The organism is Bradyrhizobium cosmicum (assembly GCF_007290395.2).
GTDB classification, from domain to species: Bacteria; Pseudomonadota; Alphaproteobacteria; order Rhizobiales; family Xanthobacteraceae; genus Bradyrhizobium; species Bradyrhizobium cosmicum.
In genome coordinates this window covers 1,685,683-1,702,380 of the sequence record NZ_CP041656.2, presented here as the reverse complement: position 1 = coordinate 1,702,380, position 16,698 = coordinate 1,685,683, and the positions used below count along the sequence as shown (strand labels likewise).

Sequence of the window (16,698 nt, the reverse complement as noted above, 5' to 3'; positions counted from 1 at the left end):
TCATCCGCCTCAACCGGCTTGCTTCACGCGCATATACCATTCGACCAGCCGGCGAACCTGACGCTCGGTGTAGCCGCGCTCCACCATGCGTGCCACGAACTCGCCGTGCTTCTTCTCCGTCTCGCCGTCCTTCTTGGATCCGAACGAGATGACCGGAAGCAGGTCCTCGACTTGAGAGAATATCCGCTTTTCGATCACATCGCGAATCTTCTCGTAGGAGGTCCAGGTCGGATTCTTGCCGCCGTTCTGGGCGCGCGACCGTAACGAGAATTTGACCACCTCGTTGCGGAAGTCCTTGGGGTTGGCGATGCCCGCCGGCTTCTCGATTTTCGTCAGTTCCTGGTTCAAGAGTTCGCGATCGAGCAGCTGGCCGGTGTCGGGATCCTTGAAGTCCTGGTCTTCGATCCAGGCATCGGCGTAGTCGACGTAGCGGTCGAACAGGTTCTGGCCGTAATCCGAGTAGGATTCGAGATAGGCCTTCTGGATCTCGTGACCGATGAACTCGGCATAACGCGGGGCCAGATCCGCCTTGATGAATTCGAGGTAGCGCTTCTCGACTTCCTCGGGCAGCTGCTCACGCTTGATTGACTGCTCCAGCGCGTACATCAGATGCACGGCGTCGGCGGCGACTTCCTGCGGATCGTGGTTGAAGGTCGCAGCCAGGATCTTGAAGGCAAAGCGGGTGGAGACGCCGTCCATGCCCTCGTCGACGCCGGCGGCATCGCGATATTCCTGGACGCTGCGCGCCTTCGGATCGGATTCCTTCAGGCTCTCGCCGTCGTAAACCCGCATCTTGGCATAGATCGTGGAATTCTCGTGCTTGCGCAGCCGCGACATCACCGAGAACCGCGCCAGCGTCTCCAGCGTCGAGGGCGCGCATGGCGCGGCCGCGAGCTCGGAGCCCTGAATCAGCTTCTCGTAGATCTTCTGCTCTTCCGTGATCCGCAGGCAGTAAGGCACCTTGATCACGCAGATGCGGTCGATGAAGGCCTCGTTGTTCTTGTTCGACTTGAAGCTCGCCCACTCGGCTTCGTTCGAATGCGCGAGGATGACGCCGGTGAACGGGATCGCACCGATATTCTCGGTGCCGATGTAGTTGCCTTCCTGCGTCGCCGTGAGCAGCGGATGCAGCATCTTGATCGGCGCCTTGAACATTTCGACGAACTCGAGCACGCCCTGGTTGGCGCGGTTGAGGCCGCCGGAATAGCTGTAGGCGTCGGGATCGTTCTGGGCGTAGGTCTCGAGCTTGCGGATATCGACCTTGCCGACCAGCGAGGAGATGTCCTGGTTGTTCTCGTCACCGGGCTCGGTCTTGGCGATGCCGATCTGGCGCAGCCGCGACGGCTGGATTTTTGCGACTCTGAACTGGGAAATGTCGCCGCCGAAAGCCTCCAGCCGCTTGTAGCACCACGGGCTCATCAGGCCGGTGAGGCGCCGGCGCGGAATGCCGTATTTCTCTTCCAGCATCGGGCCGAGCTGATCGGGATCGAACAGGCTGAGCGGACTCTCGAACACGGGCGAGAGTTCGTCGCCGGCTTTCAGCACGTAGATCGGATGCACTTCCATCAGCGACTTCAGCCGCTCGGCGAGCGAGGATTTGCCGCCACCGACCGGACCGAGCAGATAGAGAATCTGCTTGCGCTCCTCTAGGCCCTGCGCTGCGTGACGGAAGAACCCGACGATGCGCTCGATGGTTTCTTCCATGCCGTAGAAGCCGGCGAAGGCCGGATAGGTGCGGATCGTGCGGTTCAAAAAAATACGGCCAAGGCGTGGGTCCTTGGCCGTGTCAATCGTTTGGGGCTCGCCGATCGCCGCTAGTAATCGCTCGGCCGCATTGGCGTATTTCATGGGATCGCTTCGACACGATTCCAGATATTCCGCCATCGACATGTCGTGCTGGCTTCTCGCCTCGAACGACCGAGCGAAAGCGTTGAACAAAGAATCGTTGTACATGATCCCTCTCCGCGTGAGTTCCGCTACACAACTGAACTAAAGCAGCGACGACTGGACCGTTCCGTAGCGCCACTCTCGAATCAGCGTGAGCACATGACGATCATTGGACACCCGGGTGCCAACTCCACGCAACGCACAACGTAGGCACTCATTGAGTTACGAACAGGCACATGCCTGTTATTTGTGCGAATCTGCGTCTATCATCGCTCATTTCCAAGAAATGTCACTCGCTCGCAACATCCGGGCATTACCGGGGGACGAGTCCATCCGGCACTGCAGCATAGAGCAGTCCGCGCGCGGCAATCTTATGTCGCTGGTACGGCGAAGCCACGAATGCCGTCGCGGGTGCCGCGTTCATCTTCCTGCTGCAATGCGGTGCGTGGGTTGCTGGCAGCATGACAATCGCGGCAGGCCCTCAGCAATGTGTCAAAATCGGTCACCAACCCATCCAGGCGGATGACGATACGATCGTTGTGCGCGCGGCGAGCCGAGGTGCGGATGGTGCAGAGCTGCCGCTGCAAGGCCGGCGTCGGCGTCAGCACGATCATCTTGTGCCCGCGGCATTCGTCAGCCGAAATCTCCGCGATCGAGTCCCACAGCAGAAATTCATTGCCGACGCGGAGGTCGCGGATGCCGTAGGGGGTGACGATCACCACCGGCCCCCGCTCGGCGGGCAACATCCAGATCAGCCGGCAGGTCATCAGGCCGAACACCACGACGCCGGCATAGCCGGCCATCGTGTCGTAGCCGCCGAGGCCGTCCCACCAGTCAAAGGCAAGAGCCGCACTGAGCAGGGTCATCGCGAAACCCGCCGCGACCAGCAGCCGCAGCTGGGTCGTACATGGACTGATTTCGAGATCGTGGAACGCGTCGATGCAAACGGCCGATCCGACCGCTTGCGGGCTGTCGGCGACGGAGAGCGCCAGACCGTCACGTTGTGCGTGCATGCTTTCCCCCAGCATGGCCATTCGCGACCAAGTCACGACGTACCAGGCGGATCGGAATCCGCCGATGATACTCCGCAGAGCCACTGGTCCAAGTGACGAAAGCCAACGAGACCAGCGGCCGGCGTTACGCAACGGGACCTCGGCCGGTCCTCCCGGCCAACGACTTTTTACGCAACACACGCTTCGCGATCTGGATCGCCATCATCGCCGCGGAGTTACACTGAGAGTATGACGCTGATACCCTTGATTAGTTCCCTCCCGGGAGCATGTAAGCTAGAGGATAGCGCGTCAGGACCGGCGCGGAAACCCCTCGCCCGCAGGCTTGGAGATAAATAAGCATCATGAATCCCGTCAAAGAACTGGAAAAGCACGGACAAGCCGTCTGGCTGGACTTCCTGGCCCGTGGTTTCATCGCCAAGGGCGATTTGAAGCGGCTGATCGACACCGACGGCGTCAAGGGCGTCACCTCCAACCCCTCGATCTTCGAGAAGGCGATCGGCAGCTCGGACGAATACGACGCCCCGATCGGCAAGGCGCTCAAGCGCGGCGACCGGACCGTCGCCGATCTGTTCGAGGCCGTCGCGGTCGAGGACATCCAGAACGCCGCCGACGTGCTGCGCCCGGTCTACGACCGGCTCAAGGGCGGCGACGGCTATGTCAGCCTGGAGGTCTCGCCTTACCTCGCGATGGACACCGCCGGCACGGTCGCCGAGGCGCGGCGGCTCTGGAAGGACGTGGGTCGCAAGAACCTGATGGTGAAGGTGCCGGCGACGTCGGAAGGTCTGCCGGCGATCGAAACACTGATCGGCGACGGCATCAGCATCAACATCACGCTACTGTTCTCGAAGGCGGTCTACCTTGAGGTCGCCGAGGCCTATCTCGCCGGTCTCGAAAAATACGTCGCCGGCGGCGGCAACCCCTCGCATGTCGCAAGCGTGGCGAGCTTCTTCGTCAGCCGCATCGACTCGGTCGTCGACAAGCAGCTCGACGAGAAGATCGCGCGCGCCAACGATCCATCCGAGAAGGAACGCCTCGCCGCGCTGAAGGGCAAGGTCGCGATCGCCAACGCCAAGGTCGCCTACCAGGACTACAAGCGCCTGTTTTCAGGCCCGCGCTGGGACAAGCTCGCCGCCAAGGGCGCGAGGCCGCAGCGCATGCTGTGGGCATCCACCGGCACCAAGAACAAGGATTACCGCGACACGCTCTATGTCGAAGAACTGATCGGCCCCGACACCATCAACACCGTGCCGCCCGCGACGCTCGATGCGTTTCGCGACCACGGCAAGCCGCGCGACAGCCTCGAGGAGAATGTCGAGGATGCCTATCGCGTGCTGGAAGAGCTGGAGCGTTCAGGTGTTTCGCTCGATGCCATCACCGAAGAACTCGTCAAGGACGGCGTGAAGCAGTTTGCGGATGCCGCTGACAAGCTCTACGGCGCGGTCGCGCACAAACGCGCCACCGTGCTTGGACCCGCGATAGACCGCCAACAGCTCTCGCTCGGCGACGGGCTCGGCAAGGCCGTGGCCAAAAGCACCGAGGAATGGCGCGGGTCCGCCAAGATCCGCAGGCTGTGGCAGCGCGACAAATCGGTCTGGACCGGCACCGACGAGGACAAATGGCTCGGCTGGCTCGACAGCGCCGCCAAGGCCGACGTCGCCGACTACGAGGATTACGCAAACCGCGTGAAGGGCCAGAAATTCTCCGATGCCGTCGTGCTCGGCATGGGCGGCTCGAGCCTCGGGCCCGAGGTGCTGGCCGAGACCTTTGCGAAGAAGGTCGGCTTCCCGAAGCTGCACGTGCTCGACTCCACCGACCCTGCGCAGGTGCGGGCGATGGAAGCGAAGATCGACATCGCCAATACCGTGTTCATCGTGTCCAGCAAGTCCGGCGGCACCACCGAGCCGAACGCGATGAAAGACTATTTCCATGAGCGCGTCACGCAGGCCCTCGGCCCGAAGGCCAAGACCGGCTTCCGCTTCATCGCGGTGACCGACCCCGGCTCGTCGCTGGAGAAGGCGGCCAAGAGCCTCAACTACGCCCGCATCTTCCATGGCGAGCCGTCGATCGGCGGACGCTATTCGGTGCTGTCGCCGTTCGGCCTGGTGCCAGCGGCAACCGCCGGCATCGACGTCAAGACTCTGGTCAAGCATGCGCTGGCGATGGCCCGCTCCTGCGGGCCTGACGTGCCGCCCAGTGAGAACCCCGGCGTGCAGCTCGGCCTCGCCATGGGCCTTGCCGGCCTCGAAGGCCGCGACAAGGTGACGATCCTGTCGTCGAAGAAGATCGCCGATTTCGGCGCCTGGGCTGAGCAGCTCATCGCCGAATCGACCGGCAAGGAAGGCAAGGGCCTGATCCCGATCGCCGACGAGCCGCTGGGCGAGCCTTCGGTCTACGGCAACGACCGCTTCTTCATCGACATCCGCACCGAGGGCGAAGCGGACGCCGCACACGACTCGCAGCTTGCCGCGATCGAAGCGGCCGGCCATCCCGTGGTGCGCATCGTGATGAAGTCGATCGACCATCTCGGCCAGGAATTCTTCCGCTTCGAGATGGCGACGGCGGTGGCCGGCAGCATCCTCGGCATCAACCCGTTCGACCAGCCGGATGTGGAAGCCGCCAAGATCAAGACCCGCGAGCTGACCACGGCGTACGAGAAGACCGGCGTGCTCCCCGCGGAGCAACCGGTGGTCAGCACGGACGAAGCCGATCTCTACACCGACGAGGCCAACGCCACGGCGCTGCGCGCCGCCGGCGCCAACGGCGACCTCACCTCCTGGCTGAAGGCGCATCTCTCCCGCTCCAATCATGGCGACTATGTCGCCCTGCTCGGCTACATCGCCCGCGACAAGGCGACAATCGACGCGTTGCAGGCGATGCGGCTAGAAGTGCGCGAGAAGCGTCACGTCGCAACCTGCGCCGAGTTCGGCCCGCGCTTCCTGCACTCCACCGGCCAGGCCTACAAGGGTGGACCCGACAGCGGGGTGTTCCTGCAGATCACGGCCGACGATGCCAAGGATCTTGCCGTGCCGGGCCAGAAGGCCAGCTTCGGCGTGATCAAGGCAGCGCAAGCGCGCGGCGATTTCGACGTGCTCACCGAGCGCGGCCGGCGGGCCCTTCGGGTGCACCTCAAGGGCGGACTCAAGAAGGGTCTCGCTGCGCTCAATGCGGCGCTCAACGACGCGCTGAACTAAGGGAATCTTTCAAATGCAACTCGGCATGATCGGCCTCGGCCGGATGGGCGGCAACATCGTTCGCCGGCTGATGCGCCACGGACATTCGACCGTGGTCTACGACAAGGACGCCAAGGCCGTCGCCGGCCTTGCCGCGGACGGCGCGGTGGGTTCGGCGACGCTCGAAGAATTCATCTCAAAGCTGGAGCGGCCGCGCACGGCCTGGGTGATGCTGCCTGCGGGCCACATCACCGAGACCACGATCGACACGATCGCAGGCGTGATGCAGGACGGCGACGTCATCATCGACGGCGGCAACACCTTCTGGCAGGACGACGTCCGCCGCGGCAAGGCACTGAAGGCTCGCGGCATCCACTATGTCGACGTCGGCACGTCCGGCGGCGTCTGGGGTCTCGATCGCGGCTATTGCATGATGATCGGCGGCGAGAAGCAGGTGGTCGACCGGCTCGATCCGATCTTCGCTGCGCTGGCCCCCGGCGCCGGCGACATTCCGCGCACGGAGGGACGCGACGGACGCGATCCCCGCATCGAGCAGGGCTACATCCACGCCGGCCCCGTGGGCGCCGGCCACTTCGTCAAGATGATCCACAACGGCATCGAATACGGCCTGATGCAGGCCTATGCCGAAGGGTTCGACATCCTCAAGAACGCCAATATCGAGGCGTTGCCTGCGGATCACCGCTACGATTTCGACCTTGCCGATATCGCCGAAGTGTGGCGGCGCGGCAGCGTGATCCCGTCCTGGCTGCTCGACCTCACCTCGACCGCGCTCGCCGACAGCCCGGCGCTTGCGGAGTATTCCGGCTTCGTCGAGGATTCCGGCGAGGGACGCTGGACCGTGAATGCGGCGATCGACGAGGCCGTGCCGGCGGAAGTCCTGACCGCGGCGCTCTACACACGTTTCCGTTCCCGTCGGGAACACACCTTCGCCGAAAAAATTCTCTCCGCGATGCGTGCGGGCTTCGGCGGCCACAAGGAGCCGAAGCAGCCGGGCGCTTCGAAACCCAAATAAGCGTAACAAAGCGAAGGCCAATCGTTCGTGACAAAAGACCCGCAGCCAAAGCCCAAGCCGGAAAATTGCGCCTTCGTCATTTTCGGTGTCACCGGTGATCTCACTCACCGCCTCGTAATGCCATCGCTCTACAACCTCGCCGCAGAAGACCTGTTGCCGGAAAAATTCTGCGTCGTAGGCGTGGCCCGCAAGGGCCAATCGGACGGCGAGTTGCGCGACAGCCTGATGAAGGGCCTGCGCGAGTTCGCAACGAGGCCGGTTGACGATGTCGTCGCCAAGCAGCTGCTGCAATGCGTGACCTTCGTCGAGGCCGACCCGAAGGACCCGCCGTCGTTCGATCGCCTGCGCGAGCATCTCGATACGCTCGAGTGCTCGCAGGGTACGGGGGGCAACCGGCTGTATTATCTCGCAACGCCGCCGGCCGCGTTCGCTCCGACCGCGCGCGAACTCGGCCGCACCGGCCTGATGAAGGAGAACGGGGCCTGGCGGCGGCTGGTGATCGAAAAGCCGTTCGGGACCGACCTCGCCTCGGCGCGGGCGCTGAACGCCGAGTTGCTGAACATCATGACCGAGCACCAGATCTACCGGATCGATCACTATCTCGGCAAGGAAACGGTGCAGAACATCCTGGTGCTGCGCTTTGCCAACGGCATGTTCGAGCCGATCTGGAATCGCAACCATATCGACCACATCCAGATCACGGTGGAGGAGAAGCTCGGCGTCGGCCATCGCGGCGGCTTCTACGACGCCACCGGTGCGCTGCGCGACATGGTGCCGAACCATCTGTTCCAGCTGATGTCGCTGGTCGCGATGGAGCCGCCGACGCGTTTCGACGCGCACTCCGTGCGCTCCGAAAAGGCCGATGTGCTCTCGGCGATCCAGCAGCCCAGCCGGGAAGAAGCGCTGAGAAATTCAGTGCGCGCGCAATATCTCGCCGGCCAGATCGGCGACGACGTCATCCCGGACTATCGCAAGACCGAGGAGGTCAAGCCCGGCAGCACCACCGAGACCTTTGTCGCACTGAAACTCATGATCGACAATTGGCGCTGGGCCGGCGTGCCCTTCTACTTGCGCACCGGCAAGGCGCTCGGCCACAAGCGCACGGAAGTGGCGATCAAATTCAAGCAGGCGCCGCTGTCGATGTTTTCGGGCACGGACATCGACCGCCTGTCGCAGAATTTCCTGACCATCGGCATCGCGCCGACCGAGACCATCGAGCTGCAGTTCAACGCCAAGATTCCGGGCCCGAGCATCACCATCGACGGCGTCGAGATGAAGTTCCGCTATGGCGATTATTTCCGGGCCGATCCCTCGACCGGCTACGAGACGCTGATCTATGACTGCATGATCGGCGACAACATCCTGTTCCAGCGCGCTGACGGCGTCGAGGCCGGATGGCAGGCGGTGCAGCCGTTCCTGGACGCCTGGAAGAGTGAAGGCACCAACGGCATCGAGACCTATGAAGCCGGCAGCGACGGCCCGAAATGCGCCGACGAATTGCTGCGGCGCGACGGGCGAAGCTGGCGGAAATTTTCGTGATGGCAACGGCCGGCCAGCCGAAGCTGATCGTCGCGGCCGACGCCGAAGCGCTGGCGCAGGCCGCAGCCGAGCGTGTGATAGCGCGGATCGCGGCCAATCCCGGACGAATCGCGATCTGCCTCACCGGCGGCTCCAGCCCGAAGAAGCTCTATCAGTTGCTCGGCAGCGATACCTGGCGCGACAGGATCCCGTGGGACCGCGTGCACTGGTTCATCGGCGACGAGCGTTTCGTGGCCGAGAGCGATCCCCTCAACAACATGGCGGTCGCCCGGGCGATCTTTCTCGATCGCAGCGCGCCGCCCGGCCATATCCACCCGATTCCGACCACGGCTGAAAATCCGGATCAAAGCGCGCAAGCCTATGCGCGCGAGCTGCAAGCCTTCTATGGCGCTGAAAGCCTCGATCCGGCACGACCGCTGTTCGACATGGTTTTGATGGGCGCAGGCCCGGACGGCCACACCGCCTCGCTGTTTCCCGGCTTCCCCGAAATCGAGGAGACCGAACGCTGGGTCGTCGGCGTCCCCAAGGCCAATGTCGCCCCGTTCGTGCCGCGGGTCTCGCTCACCCTGCCCGCTTTGGCCTCCTGTCGCGAAATGCTGTTCGAGATTGCCGGGCACGACAAGCAGCCGATCTTGACGCGCTTGCTCAATAGCGAGAGGTTGCCGGCCTTACGCGCGCGCTCGATTGGCGAGACCGTCTGGCTGGTCGACCAGGCCGCGCTTCCGGAGGGAATTCGTGGGCCGCGCTGAAGCACCTTGTGCATTGATCGTGATGGGCGTGTCGGGTTCGGGCAAGAGCACGGTTGCGGAAGCGCTGGGCGAGCGGCTCGGCTGGCGGTTCGAGGACGGCGACAGCTTTCACCCCGCCAGCAATGTCGAGAAGATGCGGGCCGGCCATCCCCTCACCGACGAGGACCGATGGCCGTGGCTCAACGCCATCGCCGACGAGATCGCACGGGTCTGCGACAGAGGTGAGCACGTCATCATCGCCTGCTCGGCACTGAAGCATACCTATCGGGACGTGCTGCTGCGCGGACGCGACGATGTCCGCTTCGTCTTCCTCAAGGGCACCAAGGAGCTGATTGCCGAACGGCTTGCGCACCGCAAAGGCCATTTCATGCCGACCGGGCTGCTGACCAGCCAGTTCGACACGCTGGAGCCGCCAGAGGCGAGCGAGCACGTCATCACCGTCTCGATCGACGAATCCGTCGAGGCGATCGTGGACGGCGTGGTGCGGCAATTGAAGCTGAGCGCGGCGAAGCGCTGAGGCCGAAAAACCCGGAAGGTCCTGCCATGACGAAAATCTCACTGGTCGTCTCCGACGTCGACGGCACGCTGCTGACCAAGGACAAGATTCTGACCGACCGCGCGAGAGGCGCGGTGCAGCGGCTGCACCAGGCCGGCATCGGCTTCACCATCACCTCCAGCCGTCCCGCGATCGGCATGCGCTTCCTGATCGAGCCGCTGGCGCTGTGGCTGCCGGTCGGCCCGTTCAACGGCTCTTCGATCGTCGATCCCGAGATGAACCCGGTCGAGCAGCATCTGATTCCCGCGAGCGCGGCCGAGCGGTCCCTGCAGATCCTGCGCGAATTCGGCGCCGACATCTGGCTCTTCACCACCGACCAATGGCTGATCGACAACGCCAGCGGCAAATATGTGCCCCACGAGCAGCACACGATCCGCTCCGAACCGACCATCGTAACGGACTTCTCGCCGTATCTCGCCAGTGCCTGCAAGATCGTCGGCGCCAGCGCCGATGCCGCCGGGCTCGAGGCTTGCGAGAAGGCGATGCAGGAGGCGCTCGGAGCTGAGGCCACTGCAGTTCGTTCGCAGACCTATTATCTCGACATCACCCCGCCCGGCTTCGACAAGGGCACGTTCGTGCAGGCGATGGCCAGGCGCCTGGGGATTGCGACCGACGCGGTTGCCACCATCGGCGACATGCAGAACGACCTCGCGATGTTCCGCGTCAGCGGCACCTCGATCGCCATGGGCAACGCCACCGACAGCGTCAAGGACCAGGCTACGCATGTGACGGCGAGCAATGAGCAGGATGGTTTTGCCGAGGCGATGGAGATGATCCTGAAGCGGAATGGGGCCGCTTGAGTCACTGCTTCGACCGCTGCACCGCCGGCTTGTCGCACTCCTGCCTTGCCGCCGACAGATTGTGTGCGGTGTTGATCAGCGCGATGTGGGTCAGGGCCTGCGGGAAATTGCCGGTCTGACGGCGCGCGCCTGAATCATATTCCTCTGCGAGGAGCCCTACATCGTTCGCGATGCCGACGACGCGATCGAGCAATACTTGCGCCTTGTCGAGACTGCCGGCCAGCACGTGGGCATCGGCAAGCCACAGGCTGCAGGCGAGGAACGCGCCCTCGATCGGCTGCTGCTCGTCGGAGACCTCGCGTGGATCGTGGCGCAAGACAAAACCGTCGCGCATCAGGTGTCTTTCGACGGCAGCGATGGTGCCGCGGATGCGTGGGTCTTGCGCCGGCAGGAAGCCGACCGCTGGCAGCAGTAGCACGCTGGCATCGAGCAGCTTCGAGCCGTAGGACTCGACGAAGGCATTCTCCTCCGCGTCAAATCCCTTGTTGCAGACGTCGCGGTGAATGGCCTCGCGCAAAGCGCGCCAGTGCAGCAGCGGCGCCCTGAAGCCAAAGGTTTCGGCGCTCTTGATGCCGCGATCGAAGGCGACCCAGGTCATGACCTTGGAGAAGACATAGTGCCGCGGCTGGCCGCGCCGCTCCCAGATGCCGTGGTCGGGCTGGTCCCAGACTTCGGCGAGATGATCGAGCACGGCGCATTCCAGCGCCCAGGTCACCTCGTCGTCGAGCTTGAGCTTGGCCATGCGCGACTGGTGGAATGCGTCGATCAGCTCGCCATAGACGTCGAGCTGGAGCTGCGCATGCGCGGCATTGCCGACGCGCACCGGCTGGGCGCCCTCATAGCCTTCGAGCCAGCCGGCCTCCCATTCCAGCAGGCGCCGCTGGCCCCAGATGCCGTACATGATCTGCATGTTCGCCGGCGCGCCGGCCGCCGCGCGCAGCAGCCAATTGTGCCAGGCCAGGGCTTCCTCGGTATAGCCCGAGTTCATCAACGCCAGCAGCGTGAAGGTGGCATCGCGCAGCCAGCAGAAGCGGTAATCCCAGTTCCTGGCCCCGCCGAGCTTTTCCGGCAGGGACGTTGTCGGCGCGGCGACGATGCCGCCGGTCGGGGCAAAGGTCAGCGCTTTCAGCGTGATCAGCGAGCGCAGGATGAGATCGTGATATTCACCGTCCCGCGTGCAGCGGCTGCACCATTCCTGCCAGAATTTCTCGGTCTCCTGGAGCGCGATCTCGGGATCGATCGCTTCGGGCGGATCGAGATGCGAGGGGCCGTAGGTTAGCACGAACGGCACGGTCTCACCCGCCTTCACCTCGAAGTCAGCGACCGTGGTCAGATCCTCGCCGCGGGTCTTCACCGGCGTGCGCAGCACCGTCATGTCCTGGCCGGCGACCGCCAGCAGGGAATGGTCGATCCGCCGCACCCAGGGAATGCCCACGCCGAAGCCGAAGCGGATGACAAGCTCCATCCGCATCTTGACCGTGCCGCTGACGCCGCGCACCAGCCGGACGATGTCGGAGGCCTTGCCGCGCGGCGGCATGAAGTCGATCAGCGCGACGGTGCCGCTGTTCGTTTCAAAGCGCGTCTCGAGGATCAGGCTGTTGCCGAGGTAGCGGCGTGAGATCGCTGTGATGTCCTCGCCCGGCGCGATCAGCCAGCGGCCGTTCTTGTGCGTGCCGAGGATCGCGGCAAAGCAGGCGTCGGAATCGAAGGCGGGCCAGCACAGCCAGTCGATCGAGCCGTTGCGCCCGACCAGCGCCGCGGTCTCGCAATCGCCGATCAGTGCATAGTCTTCGATCTTCTGAGACAATGTCTTGCGAGCCTAAAAATCCCGGAGGGTCAACTTCCGCCGATGAGGGAACGTTCCCGCGTCGCCGCCTTCAAAGCCGCGAGATCGACCTTCGCGGCGATCTTGTCGAGCGCGACAGGCAGGCGCTGGCGCCAGTTCGGATGCTCGTCGATCGTGCCGGGAATATTGGGCTGGTCGAGCACGCCGAGCAGATCCTCCAGCGATACCGCCAACAGCCGCGACGGCGTGCGCGACAGGAAGGCGAGCACCGAATAGAGGTCGTTGGCGGTGATGCCGTTCTGGCGCAGGATCTCGTCGAGCATGCCAAGAGCATCCCACCGCGCCTGCTCGCTCTCGCCGGGATCGAGTCCGAGCGAGAGCTTAACCTTGAGGTCGCTGAAGGAACGCCAGCCCGCATAGGTGCAGAGGTCGTGCGTGTTCAGCGTCACCAGCGCGTTGGGCCGGTAGAAGTCGGAGTTGCGGAAATGTCCGGCTTCGTCGCGCTCGAACATCATGACCAGGTAGGACCAGATGCCGAAATCCTGCATGGTCTCGCGGAAACCTTCCGGGACGGTGCCGAGATCCTCGCCGATCACGATACATTTGTGCGCCACGCTTTCGCGGGCGATGGCACCGAGCAGCGCCTCGAACGGCATCTGCACATAGGCGCCGTTGTCGGGCTTGAAGCCGCGCGGCACCAGATAAAGCCGCTTCAGCCCCAAGACGTGATCGATCCGGATGGCGCCGGCATGGCGCATCGAGGCCGCCAGCATGTCGGCGAACGGCACGAAGGACTGCGCCTCCAGGCCGCCGGCATTGAAGCCGGCGAGACCCCAGTCCTGACCGGCGGTGTTGAGCACGTCGGGCGGCGCGCCGACCGCAAGATGCCGCGAGATCGCGACCTGCTCATTCCAGGCATCGAAGCCGTTGGACTGCACGCCGACGGCAACGTCGAGATATAGCCCGACCCGCATGCCGAGCTGGCTGGCAAGCGCCTTGGCGGCGTGCAATTGGCTGTCGGCCGTCCACTGCACGAATTCGACGAACTCGACTTCCTCCTTGTCCGGACCATCGCGCAACTCAGCGCATTTGGTGTCGTCCGGCTGTTGCCATTCCGCCGGCCATTCCCACCACGGCGACACGAAACGATGGCGCAGCACCTCGAAGCAGGCGAAGCGGGACAACAGCGGCGCGCGATCAGCGCGAAAAGCGTCGAAATCGTTGCGGCGAACACCGCTCGCCTTTGTCACGAAAGCGTCAAAGGCGGCACGCAAGGCCCGCCATTTCAGCGCCGCCATGTCGGCATAGGGGACGCGGTCCCCCTCGCGCAGCCGCGCGGCGGTCGCCGCGGCATCCGGCACGAGGTCTGCCGAGAATTCAGGAATGGCCTCGACGTCGATATAGAGCGGATTGAGAAACAGCCGGCTGTTCGGCGAATAGGGGCTGCAATCGGCCGGATGGTTGTCGAACAGGACATGCAGCGGATTGAGTCCGACGCCGTCGGCGCCGAGTTGCTTGGCCAGCCGGACCAGACCGGCCAGATCGGTGAAATCGCCGATGCCCCAGTTGCGGTCCGAGCGGATGCTGTAAAGCTGAACGGCGAGCAGCCAGCCGCGGTCGAAATCGCCCCCGAAGGCACGCTCGGGCGCCACGATCATAGGCACGTCTTCCGTGGCACCTTCGGCATCGGTCAGCGTCAGACGGTGATAGCCGAGCGGCAGGTCGGCCGGCCAGGCGATCACGGGCTCGCGTGTCTCGCCCTGCGCGATCAGATTGCCGTTGCCGGTGATCGTCCATTTGAGCGGCGGCGCGCCAATGGCCGCGAGCTCGGTGCGCGAATGCCTGAGGGCACGCACCACCACCGGCCCCTGGACGAAGCGATAAACCCGCTTCTCCGGCAAGGCATCGAGGATGGATTTGAGGGCCACGGGATCGGTGACCCGCAGCTTTCCGAGGGCATCGACGAATTCGGACTGAACGCCCTTGATCTGGGCTTGAGCTAAAAGATCCATTCGGCACGCAGCTTGCAGGCCATTATCTGACCGGGGGGAAGGATTTTGTGAGGTCGCGGAAGAGGTTAGTTTGGGTCAACTCGCAAACCGCGCCTGCCGTTCCCAGGGGAACCAATGACACACAAGCGGCTTTCTATATAGGTATCAAGCGTAGGTTCCCGGCAAGGGAAACGGGCTCCTGCTTTCTTGTCAATGGCATCACCGTGAACAAGACAATTCAAACTGTCGAGAGCGCCGCAGCGGGCAGCGCTTTCCTCATCGAAGACATCTATCCGTCGATCGACGGCGGCCGCTTTGCCGTAAAGCGGATCGCTGCCGAACCGGTCGAGGTCTGGGCCGACATCTACCGAGACGGCGACGCCGTGATCGTCGCGGCGCTGATCTGGCGCCCGGAGCAGGAGCGTGAATGGCGGAGCGAGCCGATGATCCCTCACGGCAATGACCGCTGGTCCGGCGCGTTCACACCCGTTGAGCCCGGCCGATATATCTACGCCATCGAAGCCTGGACCGATGAATTCGCCACCTGGTCGCACAGCGTCGCGCGCAAGCAGCAGACCGGTGCGGATGTCAGCCTCGATGCGATCGAGGGCGCCGGCCTCTTGACCAAGGCGCATGGCGCGCGTCAGGACGCCGCGGCCGTCATCGTCAGGCAATGCGAGGATTTTCTTCAAACTGGTGAGGTCGCGCCGCTGCTCGCGACCGAGCTCGGCGCAGCCATGGCCGAGAGTCAGTCGCGCCCCGACCTGACCCGCTCGCAAAACTTTCCGCTGATCGTCGACCGCGACAGGGCCCGCTTTGGCGCCTGGTATCAGATGATGCCGCGCAGCCAGAGCCGCATTCCCGGCCAGCACGGCACGCTGCGCGACTGCATCGCGCGCGTGCCCGAGATCGCCGCGATGGGCTTTGACGTGCTCTACTTCACGCCGATCCACCCGATCGGCACGACTCGTCGCAAGGGCCGCAACAATGCGCCGGTGGCCAGCGAAGGCGATCCGGGGTCGCCCTATGCGATCGGCTCGGCTGAAGGCGGGCACGATGCGCTGCATCCGGAGCTCGGTACCATCGAGGATTTCCGCGCGCTGGTGGCGACCTGTCTCGAATACGGCCTCGAGCTCGCACTCGATTTCGCCGTGCAGTGCTCGCCGAATCACCCCTGGCTGACGCAGCATCCGGAATGGTTCAAGTGGCGGCCGGACCGCTCGGTGCGGACGGCGGAGGGCCCCTATTCGGATATCGTCATTCCCGATTTTGCATCCGTCGATCGAGCCGGGCTGTGGAATGCGTTTCGCGACGCCATGCTGTTCTGGATCGACCATGGTGTGACCATCTTCGCCATCGTCAATCACGACACCGCGCCGCTTCCGTTCTGGGACTGGCTGATCACCGACATCCGCCGCCGGCATCCCGAGGTCATCCTGTTCTCCAAGACGTTCGCACGTCCCAAGCTGATGAAGGGCCTCGCCAAGCTCGGCTTTGCGCAGTCGTTTAGCTATTTCCCCTGGCGCACCGCGAAGTGGGAGCTGGAGCAACATCTCGGCGAGCTGACGCGCTATCCCGAGCGGGATTTCTATCGCCCGAACCTGTTCGTCAACACGCCTGACCTGCTGCCCTATCATCTCCAGAGCGGCGAAGCCTGGACGTTCAAGTCGCGTGTCGCGCTGGCGGCGACGCTTTCGGGCAATTACGGCATCTACAGTGGCTTCGAGCTGCTGGAGCACGAGGCGTTACCCGGCAGCGAAGAATATCAGGACTCCGAGAAGTACCAGATCAGGCAGCGCGACTGGGACAAGCCGGGCAATATCAAGGCCTACATCACGGAGATGAACCGCATCCGCAACGACAACGCCGCGCTTCAGCAGACTGCGAACCTGCGCTTCCTTGCTGTCGAAGACGGCGAAACGATCGCGTTCGCCAAGGAGGCGGTCGATCCGGCCAATACCGTCGTCGCGGTCATCGCGCTCTCGCGCCATGGGCGCGAATTCTGGCTGCCGCTCGGCGACCTCACCATCGACGCCGGCGGCGAGCGCCGCCCCGTCAGCGCACTCGAAAATCTCCTGACAGGCGAACAGTCCCGCATCGAATGGGGCGGGATCAAATTGCGTATCGATCCCGACCGCGATCCGGCGCTCCTGTTCCGCTGCCTGGCGTAAGGA

At 64.0% G+C, this 16,698-nt stretch carries 11 protein-coding genes; 7 read left to right on the top strand and 4 right to left on the bottom strand.

Going from position 1 to position 16,698, the window contains the following annotated elements:
- Positions 1-9: 9 nt before the first annotated feature.
- Together FNV92_RS07925 and FNV92_RS07920 are read right to left on the bottom strand one after the other, a co-directional pair.
- A complete protein-coding gene (locus tag FNV92_RS07925) occupies positions 10-1,953 on the bottom strand; it encodes a PrkA family serine protein kinase (protein WP_041748088.1) in 1,944 nt (647 codons plus the stop codon).
- Between the two features lie 305 nt (positions 1,954-2,258).
- On the bottom strand, positions 2,259-2,921 hold the full coding sequence (locus tag FNV92_RS07920) for an STM3941 family protein (protein ID WP_143841436.1): 663 nt from the start codon (positions 2,919-2,921) through the stop codon (positions 2,259-2,261).
- Positions 2,922-3,241: 320 nt separating this feature from the next.
- Between FNV92_RS07920 and FNV92_RS07915 the strand changes: the two genes are divergently transcribed.
- The 6 genes from FNV92_RS07915 to FNV92_RS07890 are packed head-to-tail and all read left to right on the top strand — an operon-like array spanning position 3,242 to position 10,747.
- The gene (locus tag FNV92_RS07915; protein ID WP_143841437.1) at positions 3,242-6,091 is read left to right on the top strand and encodes a bifunctional transaldolase/phosoglucose isomerase; all 2,850 of its coding nucleotides are present in this window, start codon (positions 3,242-3,244) and stop codon (positions 6,089-6,091) included.
- Between the two features lie 13 nt (positions 6,092-6,104).
- Positions 6,105-7,103 (top strand): phosphogluconate dehydrogenase (NAD(+)-dependent, decarboxylating), encoded by a 999-nt coding sequence (gene gnd / locus FNV92_RS07910; protein WP_143841438.1) that lies wholly within the window; start codon positions 6,105-6,107, stop codon positions 7,101-7,103.
- Between the two features lie 27 nt (positions 7,104-7,130).
- Entirely contained in the window at positions 7,131-8,642 is a 1,512-nt protein-coding gene (gene zwf / locus FNV92_RS07905; RefSeq protein ID WP_143841439.1) for a glucose-6-phosphate dehydrogenase, read from the top strand.
- Entirely contained in the window at positions 8,642-9,391 is a 750-nt protein-coding gene (gene pgl / locus FNV92_RS07900) for a 6-phosphogluconolactonase (RefSeq protein ID WP_168213752.1), read from the top strand. The genes zwf and pgl overlap by 1 nt, the downstream gene beginning before the upstream one ends.
- Entirely contained in the window at positions 9,378-9,908 is a 531-nt protein-coding gene (locus FNV92_RS07895; protein ID WP_143841441.1) for a gluconokinase, read from the top strand. The genes pgl and FNV92_RS07895 overlap by 14 nt, the downstream gene beginning before the upstream one ends.
- Positions 9,909-9,934: 26 nt before the next feature.
- Positions 9,935-10,747, top strand: a complete 813-nt coding sequence (locus tag FNV92_RS07890) for an HAD family hydrolase (protein ID WP_143841442.1) — start codon at positions 9,935-9,937, stop codon at positions 10,745-10,747.
- Position 10,748: 1 nt separating this feature from the next.
- Here the strand turns inward: FNV92_RS07890 and FNV92_RS07885 are convergent, their stop codons facing one another.
- Both FNV92_RS07885 and malQ read right to left on the bottom strand, forming a co-directional pair.
- Complete coding sequence (locus FNV92_RS07885) at positions 10,749-12,554, bottom strand: glycoside hydrolase family 15 protein (protein WP_143841443.1); 1,806 nt, start codon at positions 12,552-12,554, stop codon at positions 10,749-10,751.
- 29 nt (positions 12,555-12,583) lie between these two features.
- Entirely contained in the window at positions 12,584-14,545 is a 1,962-nt protein-coding gene (gene malQ, locus FNV92_RS07880) for a 4-alpha-glucanotransferase (RefSeq protein ID WP_143841444.1), read from the bottom strand.
- A gap of 203 nt (positions 14,546-14,748) precedes the next feature.
- On the opposite strand from malQ, the gene FNV92_RS07875 reads away from it, so the two are divergent.
- Positions 14,749-16,695 (top strand): maltotransferase domain-containing protein, encoded by a 1,947-nt coding sequence (locus FNV92_RS07875; RefSeq protein ID WP_143841445.1) that lies wholly within the window; start codon positions 14,749-14,751, stop codon positions 16,693-16,695.
- The last annotated feature ends 3 nt before the right edge of the window (positions 16,696-16,698 follow it).

What these genes read in the sequence shown, in the direction of transcription:
- gnd (WP_143841438.1), top strand. Translation starts at nt 6,105, where the DNA reads ATGCAACTCGGCATGATCGGCCTCGGCCGGATGGGCGGCAACATCGTT.
- FNV92_RS07915 (WP_143841437.1), top strand. Translation starts at nt 3,242, where the DNA reads ATGAATCCCGTCAAAGAACTGGAAAAGCACGGACAAGCCGTCTGGCTG.
- pgl (WP_168213752.1), top strand. Translation starts at nt 8,642, where the DNA reads ATGGCAACGGCCGGCCAGCCGAAGCTGATCGTCGCGGCCGACGCCGAA.
- FNV92_RS07920 (WP_143841436.1), bottom strand. Translation starts at nt 2,921, where the DNA reads ATGGCCATGCTGGGGGAAAGCATGCACGCACAACGTGACGGTCTGGCG.
- malQ (WP_143841444.1), bottom strand. Translation starts at nt 14,545, where the DNA reads ATGGATCTTTTAGCTCAAGCCCAGATCAAGGGCGTTCAGTCCGAATTC.
- FNV92_RS07925 (WP_041748088.1), bottom strand. Translation starts at nt 1,953, where the DNA reads ATGTACAACGATTCTTTGTTCAACGCTTTCGCTCGGTCGTTCGAGGCG.
- FNV92_RS07890 (WP_143841442.1), top strand. Translation starts at nt 9,935, where the DNA reads ATGACGAAAATCTCACTGGTCGTCTCCGACGTCGACGGCACGCTGCTG.